This is a genomic window from Peteryoungia algae, assembly GCF_030369675.1.
Taxonomy (GTDB): Bacteria; Pseudomonadota; Alphaproteobacteria; order Rhizobiales; family Rhizobiaceae; genus Allorhizobium; species Allorhizobium algae.
On the sequence record NZ_CP128477.1, the window covers coordinates 3564224 to 3582042 of the forward strand.

At 61.6% G+C, this 17819-nt stretch carries 9 protein-coding genes; 6 read left to right on the top strand and 3 right to left on the bottom strand.

Annotated elements, in window-relative coordinates:
* From QTL56_RS16920 to QTL56_RS16930, 3 genes are read right to left on the bottom strand one after another with little or no spacing between them, the layout of a single operon-like run.
* Nucleotides 1-603 (bottom strand): DUF1788 domain-containing protein, encoded by a 603-nt coding sequence (locus QTL56_RS16920; RefSeq protein ID WP_245134300.1) that lies wholly within the window; start codon nucleotides 601-603, stop codon nucleotides 1-3.
* Between the two features lie 2 nt (nucleotides 604-605).
* Nucleotides 606-1181, bottom strand: a complete 576-nt coding sequence (locus QTL56_RS16925; protein WP_245134302.1) for a DUF1819 family protein — start codon at nucleotides 1179-1181, stop codon at nucleotides 606-608.
* Nucleotides 1182-1216: 35 nt separating this feature from the next.
* The gene (locus QTL56_RS16930) at nucleotides 1217-2101 is read right to left on the bottom strand and encodes a WYL domain-containing protein (protein ID WP_245134304.1); all 885 of its coding nucleotides are present in this window, start codon (nucleotides 2099-2101) and stop codon (nucleotides 1217-1219) included.
* A gap of 181 nt (nucleotides 2102-2282) precedes the next feature.
* Here QTL56_RS16930 and QTL56_RS16935 point away from each other — a divergent pair, with 181 nt between their 5' ends.
* The 6 genes from QTL56_RS16935 to QTL56_RS16960 all read left to right on the top strand — a co-directional run bounded on the left by QTL56_RS16935 (nucleotide 2283) and on the right by QTL56_RS16960 (nucleotide 17784).
* Nucleotides 2283-4895 carry a PD-(D/E)XK nuclease family protein gene (locus QTL56_RS16935; RefSeq protein WP_245135472.1) on the top strand — a complete coding sequence of 871 codons (2613 nt, stop codon included), beginning with the start codon at nucleotides 2283-2285 and terminating at the stop codon, nucleotides 4893-4895.
* Nucleotides 4895-8296, top strand: coding sequence for a UvrD-helicase domain-containing protein (locus tag QTL56_RS16940; RefSeq protein WP_245134310.1), 3402 nt, complete (start codon nucleotides 4895-4897; stop codon nucleotides 8294-8296). Before QTL56_RS16935 ends, QTL56_RS16940 begins: the two co-directional genes overlap by 1 nt.
* Nucleotides 8297-8393: 97 nt before the next feature.
* Entirely contained in the window at nucleotides 8394-11654 is a 3261-nt protein-coding gene (locus tag QTL56_RS16945; RefSeq protein ID WP_245134312.1) for a DEAD/DEAH box helicase, read from the top strand.
* Between the two features lie 75 nt (nucleotides 11655-11729).
* Complete coding sequence (locus tag QTL56_RS16950) at nucleotides 11730-12983, top strand: DUF6361 family protein (RefSeq protein ID WP_245134314.1); 1254 nt, start codon at nucleotides 11730-11732, stop codon at nucleotides 12981-12983.
* Nucleotides 12980-14785 (top strand): phospholipase D family protein, encoded by a 1806-nt coding sequence (locus tag QTL56_RS16955; protein WP_245134316.1) that lies wholly within the window; start codon nucleotides 12980-12982, stop codon nucleotides 14783-14785. Before QTL56_RS16950 ends, QTL56_RS16955 begins: the two co-directional genes overlap by 4 nt.
* Nucleotides 14782-17784, top strand: coding sequence for a DEAD/DEAH box helicase family protein (locus tag QTL56_RS16960; protein ID WP_245134317.1), 3003 nt, complete (start codon nucleotides 14782-14784; stop codon nucleotides 17782-17784). Before QTL56_RS16955 ends, QTL56_RS16960 begins: the two co-directional genes overlap by 4 nt.
* Nucleotides 17785-17819 lie beyond the last annotated feature (35 nt).

The window sequence follows — 17819 nt, forward strand, 5'->3', positions numbered from 1 at the left end:
TCAGACCTCGTAATTCATGACATTGAACGCGCGGTAGTATTTGTCGTCATGCAGCAAGCCGAACAATTCCAGAGATGCTCCTGTCGCCAACGCGTGCGTGTATTTTCCCGGAAAGAACATGACCGTGGGGCGGTCTTTCGCGGTGCTTTGCAGGTTATTGAGTACGTTGTGCGACCGCAGGTAGGGGTAAACCTCGCCTACGCCTGACAGGAAGATCACGTCGTGTGGGACTTCTTCAATGCGCCGCGCAATCTCTGGAATGAGGTGTGCTTGCGGGTCCAGAACGCCCTGCAACAGCTCCTTGAGCTCCGTCTTTTCCGTTTCTGCTTCAACCTCAAGAATCTGCTCGAAGATTCCCCGGTCTTCGAGGATACTGATCGAAAGGTCGTAAAGGTCGACATCAAGCACCCGCACACCAGCATGGCCCAGCCGGGCGATCAGATCCTCGCGATCCTCGCCCAGGCTCAGGCCGTCTTCGGCATCGAAAGCGCAGATGAAAAAGGGAACCTCGTTGCCCAGCCCTTGCTTTTGCAAGAACCGTTCACTGGAAATTACCTGGAACAGGTGTTCGGCGCGAAGGCGCCGATCAGTTTTCGCACCCACAATTACCCCCCATTTCCGGGAAAGACCCGCAAGTCCGCCGGATTACTATCCTCGATCAGTCGCTTCATGCGCCCCGACAACCAGATCGGCTGAATTCTTCCATCGATACTTATCAGGCTAGCTTCACGCAGTATCCGAAAAAGGACCTGACGTAGTTTGGCGCAGGTCGATGGTGAGAGCTCAGCGAGGCCAGAGTCACTCTCAGCTTTCTCCGCCAGAAAGCGGTCAAAAACCTCATGGCCCAAGTCAAGCCGCCAGGATTGGTAGCGCTCGCTGATCACCTCGACAGCGAATTCGTGGACAAAGCGATAGGTCCGGCAGACCGCCAGCCACACTATCGCCTGCTGCTCAGCGCGGTCAGCCTCTGCCGACAGGTAATGGCGTTCGGTATCGAAGAGATGCCCTATCCGGTCATACACTTCGCGAAGCGCACGCGTTTGCGAGGCCAGTTTGGGCAAGGAAGATGTCCCTTGGGCGAGCAGGCGCTCACGAGCACAAGCCCATGTCTCGCCGGGTCGATAGGCCTGGGCAATCACGAGGCTCTCATTGAGCATCAGCCCGCCAACACTGAAGGACATTCGGTACTTATGATCGGATGCGTAACAGCCAGAAGTCACAGGGCGAACTCCGCCTTTTTCAGAGCCGCGGCTGTTTGGGCTCTGTTGATCACCACTATATGCTGGCTGCGGGCAGGCAGTTGAGCGGCGTCACCTAGAAGGCCGAGACGTTTCAGCACATAAAAGAGCATCGCGTAGCGGACGGTCAGCACGGCTGAACCGCTAGCCATCCCATAGTCCTTTTCGACTACCGCCTTCTGACTTTCGGTGAGGTCGGGATGCGGGCCCACCTCAATCGCAAAGCGCTCCTGCCAAAGAGCGTCCTGACTGGCTGGCGCGCCCGGCTCGCCAACTTCGCCTGCATCAAGGATGCGCGGCAGGAGGAAGTCTTTGAACTTGTCGGTGATGTGGCAGTAGCCGCGCGCATGCCAGCGAAAGCCATCATAACCGAAGGCATGCGGCGTAATGCGACGCCAGATCGGATCGGGTCGATCGTTACTCATCGACTGATAGTGGATATCGACTGATCGCACGTCCCGCACTGCGCTCAAAATGGTGCGCAGAACCTCGGCGTTGATGTCGCGGCGGGGTGTCAGTGCAATGTCGGTATCGGGCACTTGGGTGATCCAGGACTCACCCAGTTCGATCAGCCCCTCGGCGACCGAGCGTAGGCGCGACAGATAGCCATAAGGGTCGGGCTTCAGGAAAATGGGTTCGAAATCGGGGCCGGCCACATAGCGCCTGGCGCTCTTGTCATAGAGCGCGTTATGCGGTGCGCGCTCTTGGTAGAGCGTCAAATCCTTCGATGCTTGCGGCACCGACACATCGAACATTTCGATGATGTCTGAGCGGTTGACGCCGCCCTCCCAGAACAGCCGGAACTCGATGAATTCGAGGCGGCGTTCAACGCCCCACTTCAGCACTGGCCCCTCGATGGTCATCTGGTTCCGATCCTTCACATCACGAGAGTATAAAAACTATATGGACATATCTGTAATGCCCATATAGTTTCTATCCATGCGATGGAGTCGCGTCAAGCGGAACCGGCAAGACAATAGGAGGAAGTTAGCGGTGAGCACCAATCCTAATCGGCGCACGATCGTCGCGCATGGCCGTTTGGCGATGCGCGAACTACGCCTCGATGCCGCCCGGCGACGGCTTCACGGTTTGCAGATCGTATCGTTCGAGCAACTCGCTGTCCGGCTGAGTGGAGGCTTCACGCGGCCAATTGACGACGAGAGCCTGCGCAGCGCGATCCAGGCAGCCTTGCCGGAGACGCCTCTGGGCGAGCTGGACGGCATCAAGCTGCTGCCGGGCATGGTCGATGCCGCGGCCGATACGCTCCACAAGGTCTGGCGCTCGGGAATCGACTTGGCCGAACGCGCCCATGAACACCCGCGTCTCAATTCGATTGCACGCCTCGAAGCGGCCGTTCTGGAGCAGCTGCCGCCCGGGATGATGCGCCCCGCCGATCTGGTGGCGGCTGCGCTCAAGCGCCTGGTCCACGCTCCGGCGGTCCTCGGTTCCGTCGAGATCGTCGGCATCACCGAGCTTTCGCCGAGCTGGCGCCCGCTTCTGATGGCACTTGCGGCGCATGTGCCGGTCGCATGGATCGCGGGCCCGCGCCCCGTCCCGGAATGGCTTTCTGAGACCGAAATCGAGGTGCGTCGCTCCGATGCACGGGTGCCTGAGCAGCACATGGTCAGCGCAGCCACCGGCTATCATGAAGCGGTCGAGGCGATCCGCTGGGCGCGCGCGCTCATGGTGACAGACGGCGTCGATCCTGCCGACATCGCCATCGCCGCCGCCTCGACCGGTGATTATGACGATCACTTCCTTGCCATGCGTGCGGATGCCAACCTGGACCTTCATTTCGTCCATGGCATCAAAGTCACCACCACTCGCGACGGTCAGGCCGCAGCGGCGCTTGCCGATATTCTGATCCGCGGGTTCTCGCAGACCCGCATGCGCCGGCTTGCGGCGCTTTGCGGATCGGAGACCGGCCCGTTCCAGTCATTGCCGCAGGGATGGTTGCGCGTTTTGCCCGCCGATGCGCCACTGGCCTCTCGCAGCGCCTGGGATCGGCTGCTCTCTCGCCTCACAGCCGCGGATTGGCCTGATGAGCAGGATCACACGCCGACGTTGCGCAGGATCGTCGATTTGCTCGCCAAGGGGCATGCGGCAGCCGACGAGGTCGGCGCTGCATTCCTGACCGGCCGTGCGCTCTCGATCTGGCGCAAAGCACTTCTTGATGGCCCTTCGGTGTCGCTCGATACGACGCTCGAAAATCTGAAGCAGGATGACGGCCTTGAAGCCTGCGTGTCACCGGCATGGATGCCCGCAAGCGCGCTTGCGGCATCGCCGCGTCGCCATGTGCGCCTCATCGGGCTCAGCTCCTCACGCTGGCCGCGCGGGATTTCCGAAGATCGCCTCATTTCCGATCATATCATCCCCACCGCTGAACTCGATCCGCTGCCGATCGGCGCTGCGGACCGCCGCGATTTCGAGACCATTCTGGCGACAACCGAGAACGAGGTCACGATGTCGCGTGCGCGGCGCGACAGCGAGGGGCGCCTGCTTGGCCGGAGCGCGTTGCTCGGGCCAGCCGCGATGGAGAACTACATCGGCCGCAACGCAGTCCCCGCACATGCTTTCAGCGAGACCGACCGCCTGATGGCGCGGCCGGATGAGTTCGCGGGCGACAGTCAGGCCGCTAGCGCGCTCACCACCTGGCGCAACTGGCATCGCAAGGAGATCACACCGCACGACGGATTGGTTCGCGCGGACCACCCGCTGCTTCTCGACATCCTCGCAAGGACCCAGTCGGCAAGCTCGTTGAGGCTGCTCCTGCGTAGTCCGCTTGGCTTCGTCTGGCGCTACGGCATGCGCCTGCAGATGCCCGAGAGCGGCACCGACCCGCTGGTGCTCGACGCGCTGGCGATGGGCGATCTTGTCCACATGACCCTCGACCTCGCGCTTCAGAATTTGGAAGCGAATGGCGGCTTCGCCAATGCCGGCGATGCTCAGGTCACTGCCGCTATCGATGCCGCCACAACGAATGTCGCGGGGGCCTGGGAAAGCGAGCGGGCTGTCCCGCCGCCGGTCATCTGGCGGCGCACGCTCGATGATGCGCGCAAACTTGCGGAACGCGCGCTCACCTATCGCGGCGAGCCTTTGGAAGGCGCTCGTTCCTACGGCGAAGTCGCCTTTGGCGGCGCTACGCCCAAGACCGGCGCCGACAGCCCGTGGGATGCTGCAACCCTGGTCGCGATCCCCGAAACCGGCTTTGCCATCAAAGGCTATATCGACCGGCTCGATCTTTCCGGCGATGGCACGCGCGCGCTCGTCCGCGACTATAAGACCGGTCGACCGCCCAAGGATGATATCAGCATCGACGGAGGCCGCGAGTTGCAGCGTTGCCTCTATGCCTTCGCGGTGAAAGCCCTCTTGGGGGCCAACGTGTCGATCAGCGCTTCGCTGCTTTATCCGCGCGCAGAGATCGATCTTCTGCTCACTGACCCCGAGGCGACGCTTGGCGAGCTTACCGGCTATCTCCGGTCCGCGAGCACCAACCTGAGCGCTGGCCATGCGCTGATCGGACCGGACACCGGCGGGACTTATGACGATCTCGCCTTCGCGCTGCCTGCCAACGCCGGCGCTACCTATTGCAAACGCAAGACGCCCGCTGCCACCGAGCTCCTCGGTGACGCTGCTCTGGTCTGGGAGGCCCAATAATGACCGCCGCTCTGAATATCCTACGGGATGACGCTGCCCGCCGTATTGCGATCAGCAGCCATGACCAGTCGCTTCTCGTGGAAGCGGGCGCTGGATCGGGCAAGACCGCCGTCATGGCAGGCCGGATCGCGGCCATGCTAGCGCAAGGCGCCGTTCCCAAGTCAATCGCGGCCGTGACATTCACCGAACTGGCCGCGAGCGAGCTTCTTGCGCGCGTGCGCGATTTCTTGAGCGAGCTGGTCGCGGGCACGATCCCGACCGAACTCAAAATCGCATTCCCTGATGGGCTCTCCGAGCAGCACAAGGCGCATCTCACGGCCGCCGCAGCGCATATCGACGAAATCACCTGCTCGACCATTCACGGCTTCTGCCAGCGCTTGATCAAACCCTATCCGGTCGAGGCCGACATCGATCCCGGCGCGAGCGTCATGGATCGCAACCAGGCTGATCTCGCCTTCATCGAGATCGTTGATGCGTGGCTGCGCGAACGGCTTTCCGGTGCCGAAGGCGGCCTCATTGCCGAGATGGTACTTCACAGCCCTGGCGAGACGGTCAGCCTCATCCACCGGATCGTCGATAACCTGCGCAAGCGGCGTACCGTTACCGCCCCCGCCGCAGAGCCGCTTGCTCCGCATCTCGCAGCGTTTCGGGCAGCGGCAGCGGATTTCGCCGAGTTAATCCGCACCGCACCGGCCGTCGAGGAAGAGACAGCGGCCTTTGCCGAGCGCTTTGCGGAAATGGCGGACGCCCTCGAAGGCGGGCCGGCAGTGGATTCACCCGCCGGTCTCGTGAGGCTTCTGATCACGCCGCCGCATCCTGACCTTGTCACCGGCAAGGGCACCTTCCTGGTCTTCAAGAAGAAGGGCAAATGGGTCGACGCGGCAAAGCGCGAAGGTCTCGCTAAAGCAGATGGCGAGCGTCTCAATCTCGCAGCGGAGGCTGCCTATTCGGCATGCTGTGTCGCGTGGCAGATGCTCACGCAGAATGTCGCGAGCCGCGTCCTTGCCGACCTGATCGGCGAAGTGCGCCCCGTACTCGATCGTTTCCGCGACTATAAGCGGTCCGCCGCGCTGCTCGATTTCGATGATCTGATCTTCGCGACGCGTGGCCTCCTGCGCGACCATGATGATGTGCGCCGCGCGCTCGCCGCCCGCTTTTCGAAGGTGTTGGTCGATGAGTTCCAGGACACCGATCCGCTTCAGACCGAAATCTTCTGGCGCCTGTGCGGTGAACCGCCCGAGGCCGGGAAACCAGGTGATTGGGCCAGTTTCGTCATCCGCCCCGGCGCCCTCTTCCTTGTGGGCGATCCCAAACAGGCGATCTATCGTTTTCGAGGAGCCGACGTCTCGGCCTATGTCCGCGCCCGGGATGCGTTCGTCGCCCAGGACGAGGAGAGCGTCCTCTCGATCTCGACCAACTTCCGGTCCTGCGCGCCGATCCTGACTTTCGTAAACGAGCGGTTCGAGGGGCCGCTCTCCAGCGACGGCCAACCCGGCTTCACGGCGCTCGATCCCTTTCATGCCGAACGCGGGGAAGCGCTGTGCATTGCGGCGCTCGATGTCGCGGTCGCCGCCGAGGACGGCAAGGCATCCGCCGAGCAACAGCGGGATGGCGAGGCCGAAGCCGTCGCGCAGATGTGCGCCCGGCTTATCGGCAGCGAGATGATCCTCGATCGACGTTCAGGCGCGGGGCGTCTGTGCCGCCCGGGCGACATCGCCTTGCTCGCACCCACCGGCAGCGACCTGTGGCGCTATGAGGAAGCCCTGGAACGCTATGGCATCCCGGTCGCGACACAGGCTGGCAAAGGCCTTTTCCGTCGCCAAGAAGTCCAAGATTTGATCGCACTCACCCGCATCTTGGCCGATCGTCGCGATACCCTCGCGCTCGGCGCACTTCTGCGTGGGCCGCTCGTCGGTCTGACCGAGGAGCAACTGCTCGACATCATCTGGGCGCTGCCGCGCGCCGAGGAGGCACCCGACAAACTTCCTCGCCTCGACCTTGGCGTCGATCCTGCCGGCATCGCGCATCCGCTGGCCCGTGCTACGATCGAGAAACTCCAAGCGCTCCAGCGTCAGAGCAACAGCACAACGCCGCACGAGCTTCTGTCCCAGGCGATCGATGCGTTGCGGATGCGGCCCATTCTGTTGGCGCGCCACCGCGGCCAGGCCGAGCGCGCGCTTGCCAATGTCGATCTCTATCTGAGCCTGACCTCGGCATTTGCGGTACGCGGCCTGCGCGCCTTTGCCGAGACGATGACGGCGGCCTGGACCGATGAGGCACGCGCCGTCGAAGGGCGGCCGGACGCGCAAGAGGAAGCGGTCGCGCTCTACACCATGCACGCCGCCAAAGGGCTGGAATGGCCGATTGTCGTCCCGATCAACACAATGACGGCGATCAAGGCGCCCGATAGCGCCGTCACCGACCGCGACAGTGACACCTTTTACTGCCCGGTCTTTGGCGTGAAGCCGGCCGGCTATGAAGCGGTGCTCGACGCCGAGAAGGCCGAACTCGACCGCGAACGCATCCGCCTCTGGTATGTCGCGGCGACCCGTGCCCGCGAATTGCTGGTGCTGCCGCGCCTCGATGCGGCACAGTCCAAGTCCGCCTGGATTTCGCTGGTCGATCTGTCTCTGGCCGAACTGCCCGCGCTCGATCTTTCGCATCTGCCCGAAGGGATGGGTGCGGCAGCGGCACAAGCAGTCAACGTTCAGACCCGCGATAGCTTTGCCGCCGAAGCCGCCGCAATCCTCGACAAGCGCCAGCGCCTCGTCTGGCTCGCGCCGAGCCGCGATGAAAGCTACGCCGGGCCGGTGCTGACACCCGAAGCGGTGGAGATCTGGGCAGCCGGCGATGACGGCCAACCCGATGGCGAAGGGCCGGCGCTGAGCGTTCAGGGTGGGCGCGAGCGTGGGCTCATCCTCCACAAGCTGCTTGAAGAGGTGCTGACGGGCGAGACCGATGCCGGTGAGGCGGCGCTGACAGCTCGGGCTCGGGCCTTGATCCTGGAAATCGGCAAGCCGATGACGGACGATCCCGCCCAAGGCCTAAGCCCCGGCGAACTAGCCGGTTGCGTGGTGCGGACGCTCAACCTGCCTGAGATCGCCGAGCTGCGCCCCAGTCTGGTGCCTGAACTGACCGTCTATGCGGCGGTTGAGGTCGAAGGGGTCGAGCAGGCGATGGTCGGTATTGCCGATGCGACCAGTTTCGACGGCGACGGCAAGCCTACTGTCGTGATCGACTGGAAAAGCGATGTGCAGCCGACCGCGGCGACGATCGAGCACTATCGCGCTCAGGTTCGCGCTTATCTCGACATGACCGGCATCCAGCGCGGGCAAATCGTGCTGCTGACATCCGGTCAGGTGATCACCGTCAACCCAAGCCCGGCAGCCGTCGCGGCCTGAAGCGCAAGGAGGCAACGAAGCGATGCTGAAGCGAACGACGCCCAAGCAGCCCGACCAGGACGATCTGTTCAGCGAAGAGGTATCGCTGCCCGCCCGCTTGGCGCTCGAAGGCAAGATCCTTGGTAGTGCAGTGCGCCAACAGGCAGAGCCTGCGGCAGAAACCGCATGCCGCCTTCGACCCTTTGCGGTTCGCCGGGTTCACGGCTTTGAGGCTCTACTGAAAAGTGGTGAGACGCTGAAAATCATCAGCGCGAAAACGGCGGCATCCTTCGGCGCCGACCTCGTCCTGCTCGTGCCGGATGCCAAGACCCCCAAGGATATCAGGGCGGCCTTGCTGCGCGGCGACGGGCGCTGGGTAGGGTACAAGCCGATCGATCCCGCGACGCTCAGCGCACAGGATATGGCGGAGCGTCTGGCCGGCGTACTGCTATCCTGGGAGGATGCACTGCATCTGCGCGAGGGGCGTCCGGCGGCTGATGGCAAGCCCGCATATCCCGGACTGCGCCGCCCGCAGATCGGCGCGCTGCACGCAGCACTCGCGCACGCTACCCGTTCGACAGATCCCGCGACGATCGTAATGCCGACGGGCACGGGCAAGACCGAAACGATGCTGGCGCTCAACGCCCGCCAACGGTTCGACCGCTTGCTGGTGGTGGTCCCAACCGATGCGCTGCGCGAACAGATCGCCGCCAAGTTCGAGACGTTTGGCGTACTCAAAAAACAGGCATGCCTTGATGAGGAAGCGCAATTTCCGATCGTGACGCGCCTCGCGCATATTCCGGCATCAGTCGCTGAGGTCGATCAGATCTTCGACAGCGCCAACGTCGTCGTGACGACCATGCACATTGCCGGGCGCGCGGAGGCGCCGGTGCAGGATCATATGGCCGAGCGCTCTTCCGCGCTGTTCATCGATGAGGCGCATCATATCGGGGCGCGAACCTGGAAGGCGTTTCGCGGCCTCTTTGTCGAACGCAATCCGCCTGTCCCCGTCGTTCAGTTCACCGCCACCCCGTTTCGTGAGGACGGCGGCCGCGTCGATGGCGAGTTCATCTACACCTATCCGCTGAAGAAGGCGCAGGCGGAGGGCTATTTCAAGCCGATCCGCTTCGAGGCCGTGTTCGGTCTCGACCAACCCGATGCCGACCAGGCCATCATCGATAAGCTTGGCGACGTGCTTGCCACCGATCTGAAGGCTGGCCTCAACCATCTGGCGATGGCCCGCTGCAACACGATCGAGCGCGCTAAACAGCTCCACGGCCTCTATGCGGCGAACTATCCCGAATTTCGGCCGGTGATCGTCCACAGCCAGCAATCCTTGAAGGACCGCCGCGCCAATTTGGCTGCGCTACGCAGCTTCGAGAGCCGAATCATCGTTTGCGTCGATATGCTGGGCGAAGGCTTCGACTTGCCCGAACTGAAGATCGCGGCCCTTCACGATCACCACAAAAGCGTCGCCGTCACGATCCAGTTCGTCGGCCGCTTTACGCGCCAGGATCCGACCCTTGGCGACGCCACTGTGATCGCCAACACCGGCGTCGATGATGTCGATCGCTCGCTCGCCAAGCTCTATGCCGAGGACGCCGACTGGAATGCGCTTGTCGAGGCGCTCAGCTCCGCCAAGATCGAGCGTCAGGTTCGCCGTGCCGAGATGTTCAAGGGCTTCTCCGGCGACCTGAGCGACATCCCGCTCCAGACTCTCGAGCCGAAGATGAACGCCGTCCTTTACCGGACGTCATGCGAGGCGTGGGATCCCTTCGCCGCCGAGGAACTCTACAACCCCGGCACCTATCTCGGCATGAAGCTCAATCAGCATAAGCGGGTTGCGATCTTCGTCACCCGCGCCGAGGAGCAGGCCCGCTGGACCTCGGCACAGCAGGCGGTCAATGTCACCTGGGATCTGCATATGATGCACTGGGATCAGACCACCGGCCTTCTCTACATCAGCAGCTCGGCCAAAGGCCCGTTCGACCGGCTCGCCAAAGCGGTCTGCGGGGATACGACGCGCCGCGTCGAAGGCGAGGAAGTGTTTCGCAGCCTGCACGGTTTCAAGCGCCTCATCCTGCGCAATTTGGGCCTTACCCATCATCAGGGGCGCGGCGTGCGCTATTCGATGTATATGGGTGTGGACGTGGCGGATGGCCTCGATAGCGCCAAATCCCAGTCGCGGATCAAGAACAACATCTTCGCGACCGGCTTCCTCGACGGTATGCCCGCCTCGCGCGGCTGTTCGGCAAAGGGCAAATTCTGGTCGAGCGTGAAGGTCCATGATCTCACCGACTGGGTGGACTGGTGCCAGGATGTGGGCCGCACGGTGAACGATCCCAGCATCACCACCGACGGCGTCTTTAAAAGCGCGATGCGCCCACGCCAGATCAGCCGGCGGCCAGACGTACCACCCGTCGCAATCCGTTGGCCCGAGACCCTGATCACGCAGATCGAGGAAAGGATCGAAATCTCGTTCGGCGATGAGCCGGTCACGTTTGCTGAATGCGACATTGAGCTGCTCGATAACGCCGGTACCGGACCACTGCGCTTCGCGGTGCGCAGCGATGACCATTCGGCCGAGTTCGAGATTGTCTTCAGCGACGGACACGCCCGCTATCCTCAGCGCGCCGGCGCCAAGGCCAACATCAAGGTCGGCGGCAAAGTTCAGACCCTTTCTGAGTCGTTCGGCGAGGACTCGCCTCAAATCGATTTCGGCGATGGCTCGCTGCTGATCTACAGCCATCTCTACACCTTGCCCGAGGGCGAGACGATCGAGCCCTATCCGGCGGATCGGATCGAGGCCTGGGACTGGTCGAAGGCCAACATCCGGGTCGAATCGCAGGGCACAGGGAAGCGCGTGGACTCTGTCCAGCGCAGCGTCATCGAGATGCTCATGGCCGACCCTGATCCCTATGACATCATCTTCGACGACGACGGCAAGGGTGAGATCGCCGACGTGGTGGCTTTACGCATCACAGACAGCGTGGTGTCCGTGACCTTGTATCACTGCAAATACTCAGGGGCCGACACTCCGGGCGTACGGCTCGGCGACCTCTATGAGGTGTGTGGGCAAGCCCAGAAATCAGCGCGATGGCGCGATCGGCCTGGCCGTATGCTTCAGCACATGCTGAGGCGTGAAAAGATGCGACGGGATCGCGGTGAGAGCTCGCGGATCGAGCAGGGTTCGGCCGCCGGGATCAAGAAGCTAAAGGTTGGCTGGCAGGACCACCGCTTCGAGTTCGACGTCCGTATAGTGCAACCCGGCCTTTCGCGAAAAGCCATCGGCGAGGAAGCCTTGCACCTGCTCGCCGGAGTCGAGACCTACCTTCTCGAAACCCGCGCCATGCGGTTGAAGGTTATTGGCAGTCAGTAATACGCGGCTGCTATTAAAAATCTTAAACCGCAGGCATTTATGCTCTGATCGATCACGCCTAGGGGGACGGGCTTCGTGTCATCTTTTGGATTTACTTTTCTTTCACGCAAAGCGCTCGGTCAGGCCGAGCAAATGATGTTCGGCGGTAAGGTAGGCGTTCGCGATGAGGTCGGCTTTCTGATCGTCCACCAGCGCTATGCTGATCATTTCTTTCCAGGCACCTCGGTTCTGCATACGCGGCTGCGTTATGCGCTCCTCATCCCTTGGCTCTATCAGAGCTTGCGAACAAAGCGCCCGATTCCCAAGGATTTTGCGCAAGCCTTTGCCGATCTCGAACATGAGCTGACCGGGCGACTTAAATTCGCCGACGGACTGGGCGGAGAGAAGGATGGCGTGATCGGTGGGGAGGTTTATCCCCGCGCGATCAGTCAGCCACCCGCCTATGTGTATTGGACGGCGCTTGCCAAGTGGGGCCTGATCGGCACTCGCCCTGACGGTCGTCCCTGGAGCCGCCAGGATATGGCCAAGCTCCTGGCCTCATCCAGCAAACGGGCAATCCACGACGACGACGGCAAACCCTTTGAGGCTGTGGCTTGGCCAATCTCGGGGTTGGTCGATGCCCCCGCCGACTGGGAGGATTGGGGAAACTGGGACGAGCGATACAACGAGGATAGCGACGGGAAACTGACACTCGACCTATCTCATCGAGAGCAAAACTATATCGCTGGCAAACTGCGCGCCGTCCGTTCACCGAGGGATCCAGGTGAACCGTCGCTTTTGGCTAAGCTGGTAGGAAAGCCGCTCGATGGTGCAGACCATTGCTGGGATGCAGCGATCGTTTCGCTGGCCGGCAATGAAGCTCCGATGTTGAAACGCGCCGGCCAGGCTGCGGCGCTGTCGGCGATAGGTAGAGCGATCTATGCAGCCTTGGTCGAGACCCTCAAAGAGAACAGAGATAAACGGCCGCAGCCTGATCGGCATCGATCGGCGCTCAAGGACACCGTTGCCAAATGGGGGAAGCAGGCCTCGCGCCTCGATATGAACCTGTTCCTCGACGAAGTTGGGCATCTGCCACCGCCGGTCGAGGTCGTCTTGAAGGACACCTTCGCCTGGGTTCGAGCGGGCGGTAGGGACCCTATGCCGCTTCTTGAGGTCTACACCCGAGCCGAAGTTAGCAGGAAGGACGATCGTGCACGCCTGGCGGCCAATCAGTTCGGTGTCGATCGCCGAATGGAGTGGCAAGGCGAACACCATGGGAATGCCGATCCGCTCCACTATCGCTGGGGCAATGTGAAGCGCCTGCTGCGCGATCTGGAGGGGGTTGCATGAGCGATCGGCAGGCATGGGCCGGCCAGCCCTATCTCGATGAGCTGCGGCCGGGGCGACTGGAAACAGTCAGACTAGCGCTTTTTGCAACCTATTCGGTCGACCTCTCCGCGGTCGCTGCGACCTTGCTGGCCCTGATCGGCCGCAACAACGACAAAGGCAGCGGCACAGCGGTCGATTTCGCCCAAGCAATCGATACGCTGCGTGATCGCGTCAGGATCATCATACAACGCGGCCGGATCGCGCGGCCAGCCGCGCTGCCTCTCATTGCCGGCATCCTCGATCAGTTCATCACCGAGCAGGATCATGATGAACGCGATCGCAGCTGGCACCCCAAGATCGCTCTTGTTGCCTACGATTGTCCAAGAGGGGAAATTCGCTGGAAACTGTGGATCGGCAGTCGGAATTTAACTCGATCGCAGGATCTCGATGTTGGCGTTCTTCTGGACGGAACCGGAAAGCGCGCGAAGGGCCGCGTCCGCCTCGCAGGCATCGGTTCACTCGGGGCCACTCTCGCACGGGCTGCATCGCGTACTGATGCCGATGGCTTGGCCGAGCAGCTGGACGCGATCTGGTGGCAGGCCCCAGAAGGATTTCTGTTCCGCTCCCTGCTCAACGGGCTCGATGAGCAGATTCCGCTTCCCACACAGCCGCCCGCCGGCACGATCGATGGAATAACGGTCATTAGCCCTTTTTTGTCGCCTGGTTTCCTGAAGACAGCCGACAAATGGGGACCGGACGGTTCCAGAACACTCATTTCATCGATGCCAGCTCTTGTGGATATGGCCAATCGATCGAGCAAGCCGCTCAAGGGATTCTCCAAGATCCTGGCCTACGCCGCACCAGCTATGCTGCCCGACGAAAGCGCTGTCACACTCCCCGGCAATGAGGCTGTCACCGAAGATGATGCTGAGCCGTCCCCGCTGGCTTTACACGCAAAGCTCGTTTGCTTCCATTTAGGCGACAGGACCATCTTCAGGATCGGGAGCGCCAACGCGACCGAGCGTGCGTGGGCGGGCCGCAACTCGGAGGTCATGGTGGAACTGGAGGCTGGTGACGCATTCACATCCGGCTTGGTCTTCCTAGCCGGGAAGGCAACGCCAGTCTCCGTCGAGGATCTTGCTGCCACAGCACCACCAAATGCGAGCGAGGCTGACGCGCTGGAGGAATCGCGCAAGATGCTGATGGCCTCGTGGCAGCCGATCCTGCGGCGCGACGGCGAGCGCTTCTCGATCGATGCAGGCGCATCGCCATTGCTCGCATATCAAGCTCACCAGCTCCATGCTGGGTCCGTAAATGGCGATCTTCTGCCTTGGCCAAGCGGCGTTAGTCAGCTCGATCTCGGAACTATTCCCCTATCGCACCAATCCGCTTTCATTCAGGTACAGATCAAAGGCCTGGACGGCGCCGTGCGATGGATGCAGCGGGTCGTTATCGATCCCCCGTTGGACGAGCAGCGCGACCTTGCCGCGCTCGCTAGTCATATGGGGCTTCGCGCATTCCACGACTGGATGCGCGCAATGCTGAGCGGAGATACGCTTCCGGTTGGCGGTGGTGACTGGGATGAAGATACTCGTTCGCCTGTAAAGCGTCATAAAGGCCAAGGCTATGATCGCCTGACGCTGGAGGACATTCTCACCGCCTGGGCGCGCGATCGAAAGGCGTTCGGTCGGGCCGATCGTCACTTTGCGCCCTACGTCGACGCGCTTCTCGCGCATGGCGACAATCTCAGCGACGCGGAGAAGGCAGACTTGAATGAACTCGCGCAAATCTGGGCCATCGCACGGACCCGGCTCGCGTCATGAGCGCTAGATCCAAGCCTTTCCAAGCCGCGACGGTTAAGGCGGCTACCGCAGCCCTCTCGGGCGATAATCCGCTCCGTCGCTTCCTTGTCGCCGACGAGGTGGGTCTCGGTAAAACTGTTGTTGCGCGCGATACACTTGCCGCGCTCGCAGATAGGGCGCGCAAGTTTACGGTCTATTATATCACCAGCGGGCTGAAGGTCGCCGACCAGAACAAGGTTGAGCTGCTGCGATTTCTCGAAAAGGACGACGCTAAACATGCGCTGTCAGGCATCGATCGGGTCGGTCTCATCCCCTTCGAGGAAAAGCGCAAAGGCAAGCTGCGTCTTTACGCTTTTACGCCAACGACCTCATTCTCCAGCTCCCAGCGTCTTTACGGAGGGAAGGCTGTCGAGCGTGCGTTCATCAAACTGTTAGTGGACGAGCTCTATCCGGGGTTGTCGGATGAATTTCCCGAAGGCTACATCGAATATGGGGCGACTTCGGGCTGGCCCTGGGCGTGCGGTGAAGCCCAAGATAAATTCGACAATGTCTCTGGCGTTTTCAAAGCCGCCTATGGGCGTGCGCTACGTGCGGAATTTGGCAAGCCGGTACGCGAAAAAATTCTGCGTGCAATAGAGACAAGCAAGCAGGGTCAGAGCCTGGGCCGGATGCGAAAGGCGCTTGCCCAAGCTGCGTTGGATTCCGCGCCTCCCGATCTCGTGATTTTCGACGAGTTCCAATGCTACCGCGATCTTCTCAACGCGGGCGAGGATAATCCGTTAGCGCACCAATTGCTGGAAGGACAAGGCGGGGAAGCGTCGCCGCCGATCCTCCTCCTGTCTGCCACGCCCTATCGCTTTTACGCCGAACGGTGGGAAAACGGCACCGGAGCCGCACCACATGTCGAATTTTTTGAGATTATCGAGTTCCTGGGTGGCTCGACCATTCGCGCGGAGGCTGAAGCGCAGTTTCGTCGATTTGGTGATCTATTGCATTTGATTGGCCACTTGCCGCTCGACAATTGGCAAGCCGCTATCGAGGAGGCGCAATCCCTCAAGCGTAGTCTGGAGGATCTCCTCACACCATTGATGTCGCGTACCGAACGACCAGTGTTTCACCATCCAACAGAACCCGAACCCTACTCCGTAAGGATCGAACCCCATGATCTCGACGTCTATCGACACTTCACCGATCATGTGTCGCCCAAGCTGGCAAGCAGCGCGATCGCCTACTGGCTGTCCGTGCCACTGCCCGCGCAGGCCTTGGGTGATCGGTATCAGATCTCTCGCGACATAGATTTTCCTGCAACGCGCAGTGTTCCACGCCTCGGGGTCACGAATTGCTTCAAGCCGCCAAAAGATGGCTGGGGAAGCGCCAAGCTGCGCGCGCTCAACAGCCTCGTGCCAACCGACGCGCTCGCGCTCCCGTGGGTACTGCCGTCGCTGACATGGTGGGCACCTTCAGGCCCTTGGACGAACGTGACGCAGTCCCCCAAGATGTTGATCTTCAGCCGGTTCAGGGCTACTCCCCAGAGCCTTGCGGCTCTCGTCAGCCTCGAGGTCGAGCGCAAACACGTTGGGAAAGGCAATCTTCCCTACGCAGCCGCATGGAAGAAACGGCACCTCAATCCCAAGCCCAACCAAGGCCCGACGCTCGCCCTGTTTCATCCCAGCCCATTCCTCGTCCGAGCTGTTGATCCCCTCGATGTAAAGGGGAAAGCGACAATAAAGCAGGTCAAAGCCCGAGCGCGTCAGCAGATCATTCAATCGCTGCCGGCATCGATTGCGGCCGTAGCACCGAATGCGCGCAGCAACCGGCGGCGCAAACCAGCATGGGCGGTCCTCGCTGCGATCGAGCGCGCCCAGAAAGCCCCGCTCGCCCGCGAGTTCAACTCGGTCCAGAAGTGCTGGAGCCGGGTCGCGCCAAAAGACATGGCGCTCCAAACGCTGCTTAAACAACGCCAAGACGCCGATGCGATTACATGGCTGAGCCGCTGGGAACTCGATGCCCTGGTCGATATGGCGCTTGGCGCTCCGGGTGTTGTGGTCGGCCGAGCACTTTACCGTCACTTGCCCAGCCTGTTTGACTTCAACGAGCAGCATTTCACGCAGTTGGTGCGCTTCTGCTGGACGCGGCTGCGAACCTATCTCGATCGCCCCGTATTCTGGTCGATCCTGCCGGGCGAGGATGCAACCCAGAAATATCAGAATGCGTCCATCGACGGCTGCCTTGAAGCAGTACTCGATGAACATTTTTGGCTACGCAAATCAAAGGTCAATGCCGATGGACTGATGGAGGATTTGTCCGCGGCGCTCGCTGCCAACGTCGGTACGTTCGGGTTCAAGGGGGCTAAAAAACGCGACAAGATCCGTATCCGCTGTCATGCTGCAGTGCCGTTTGGCGGCACAGAAAAGGAAACGCAACGGCAAGATCAAGGTACCGATGAACCGCCACCGGCGCGTTCGGAAGAAATCCGCAGCGCGTTCAACACGCCCTTTTGGCCGCACGTCTTGGCGACAACCTCCGTCGGCCAGGAAGGACTGGATTTCCATAGCTGGTGCGACAGGCTCGGCCATTGGGATCTCTGCTCAAGCCCGGTCGATCTGGAGCAACGCGAGGGCCGGGTGCAACGCTTCGGCGGACTAACTGTACGACAGCCGCTTGCCCGGAAACTCGGTGAGCAAGCTCTAGCACAGGCCCGAGGCCGAACATCGTCGCCATGGGATATAATCGCTCGCAACGCGGACGAGGCCTTTGCGGATGACAAGACTGGCCTCAGCCCGTGGTGGACTATGCAAGGCGCGGACCTCAAGCGGCACCTGTTCGCGCTACCCCAAAGCCGCGACATTGATCGGTTCGCGAAGTTGAAGACGCAGCGGTTGCTCTACCGCCTCGCCTTGGGGCAACCGAATCAGGAAGATCTCGTCGAGTTGCTGACGCACGACGATGTGGAGACCACGCGATCATTGCAGGCGCTTACCCTCGATCTTTCTGCATTTTCGCGCACGAAGCGCGAGTAGGCGCTTGTTGCTCCACTCGCCGTGCCCGTGCATTT

Coding starts and splice junctions, on each gene's coding strand:
- QTL56_RS16925 (WP_245134302.1), bottom strand. CDS start 1,181: ATGTCCTTCAGTGTTGGCGGGCTGATGCTCAATGAGAGCCTCGTGATT.
- QTL56_RS16930 (WP_245134304.1), bottom strand. CDS start 2,101: ATGACCATCGAGGGGCCAGTGCTGAAGTGGGGCGTTGAACGCCGCCTC.
- QTL56_RS16935 (WP_245135472.1), top strand. CDS start 2,283: ATGCGCGAACTACGCCTCGATGCCGCCCGGCGACGGCTTCACGGTTTG.
- QTL56_RS16940 (WP_245134310.1), top strand. CDS start 4,895: ATGACCGCCGCTCTGAATATCCTACGGGATGACGCTGCCCGCCGTATT.
- QTL56_RS16955 (WP_245134316.1), top strand. CDS start 12,980: ATGAGCGATCGGCAGGCATGGGCCGGCCAGCCCTATCTCGATGAGCTG.
- QTL56_RS16960 (WP_245134317.1), top strand. CDS start 14,782: ATGAGCGCTAGATCCAAGCCTTTCCAAGCCGCGACGGTTAAGGCGGCT.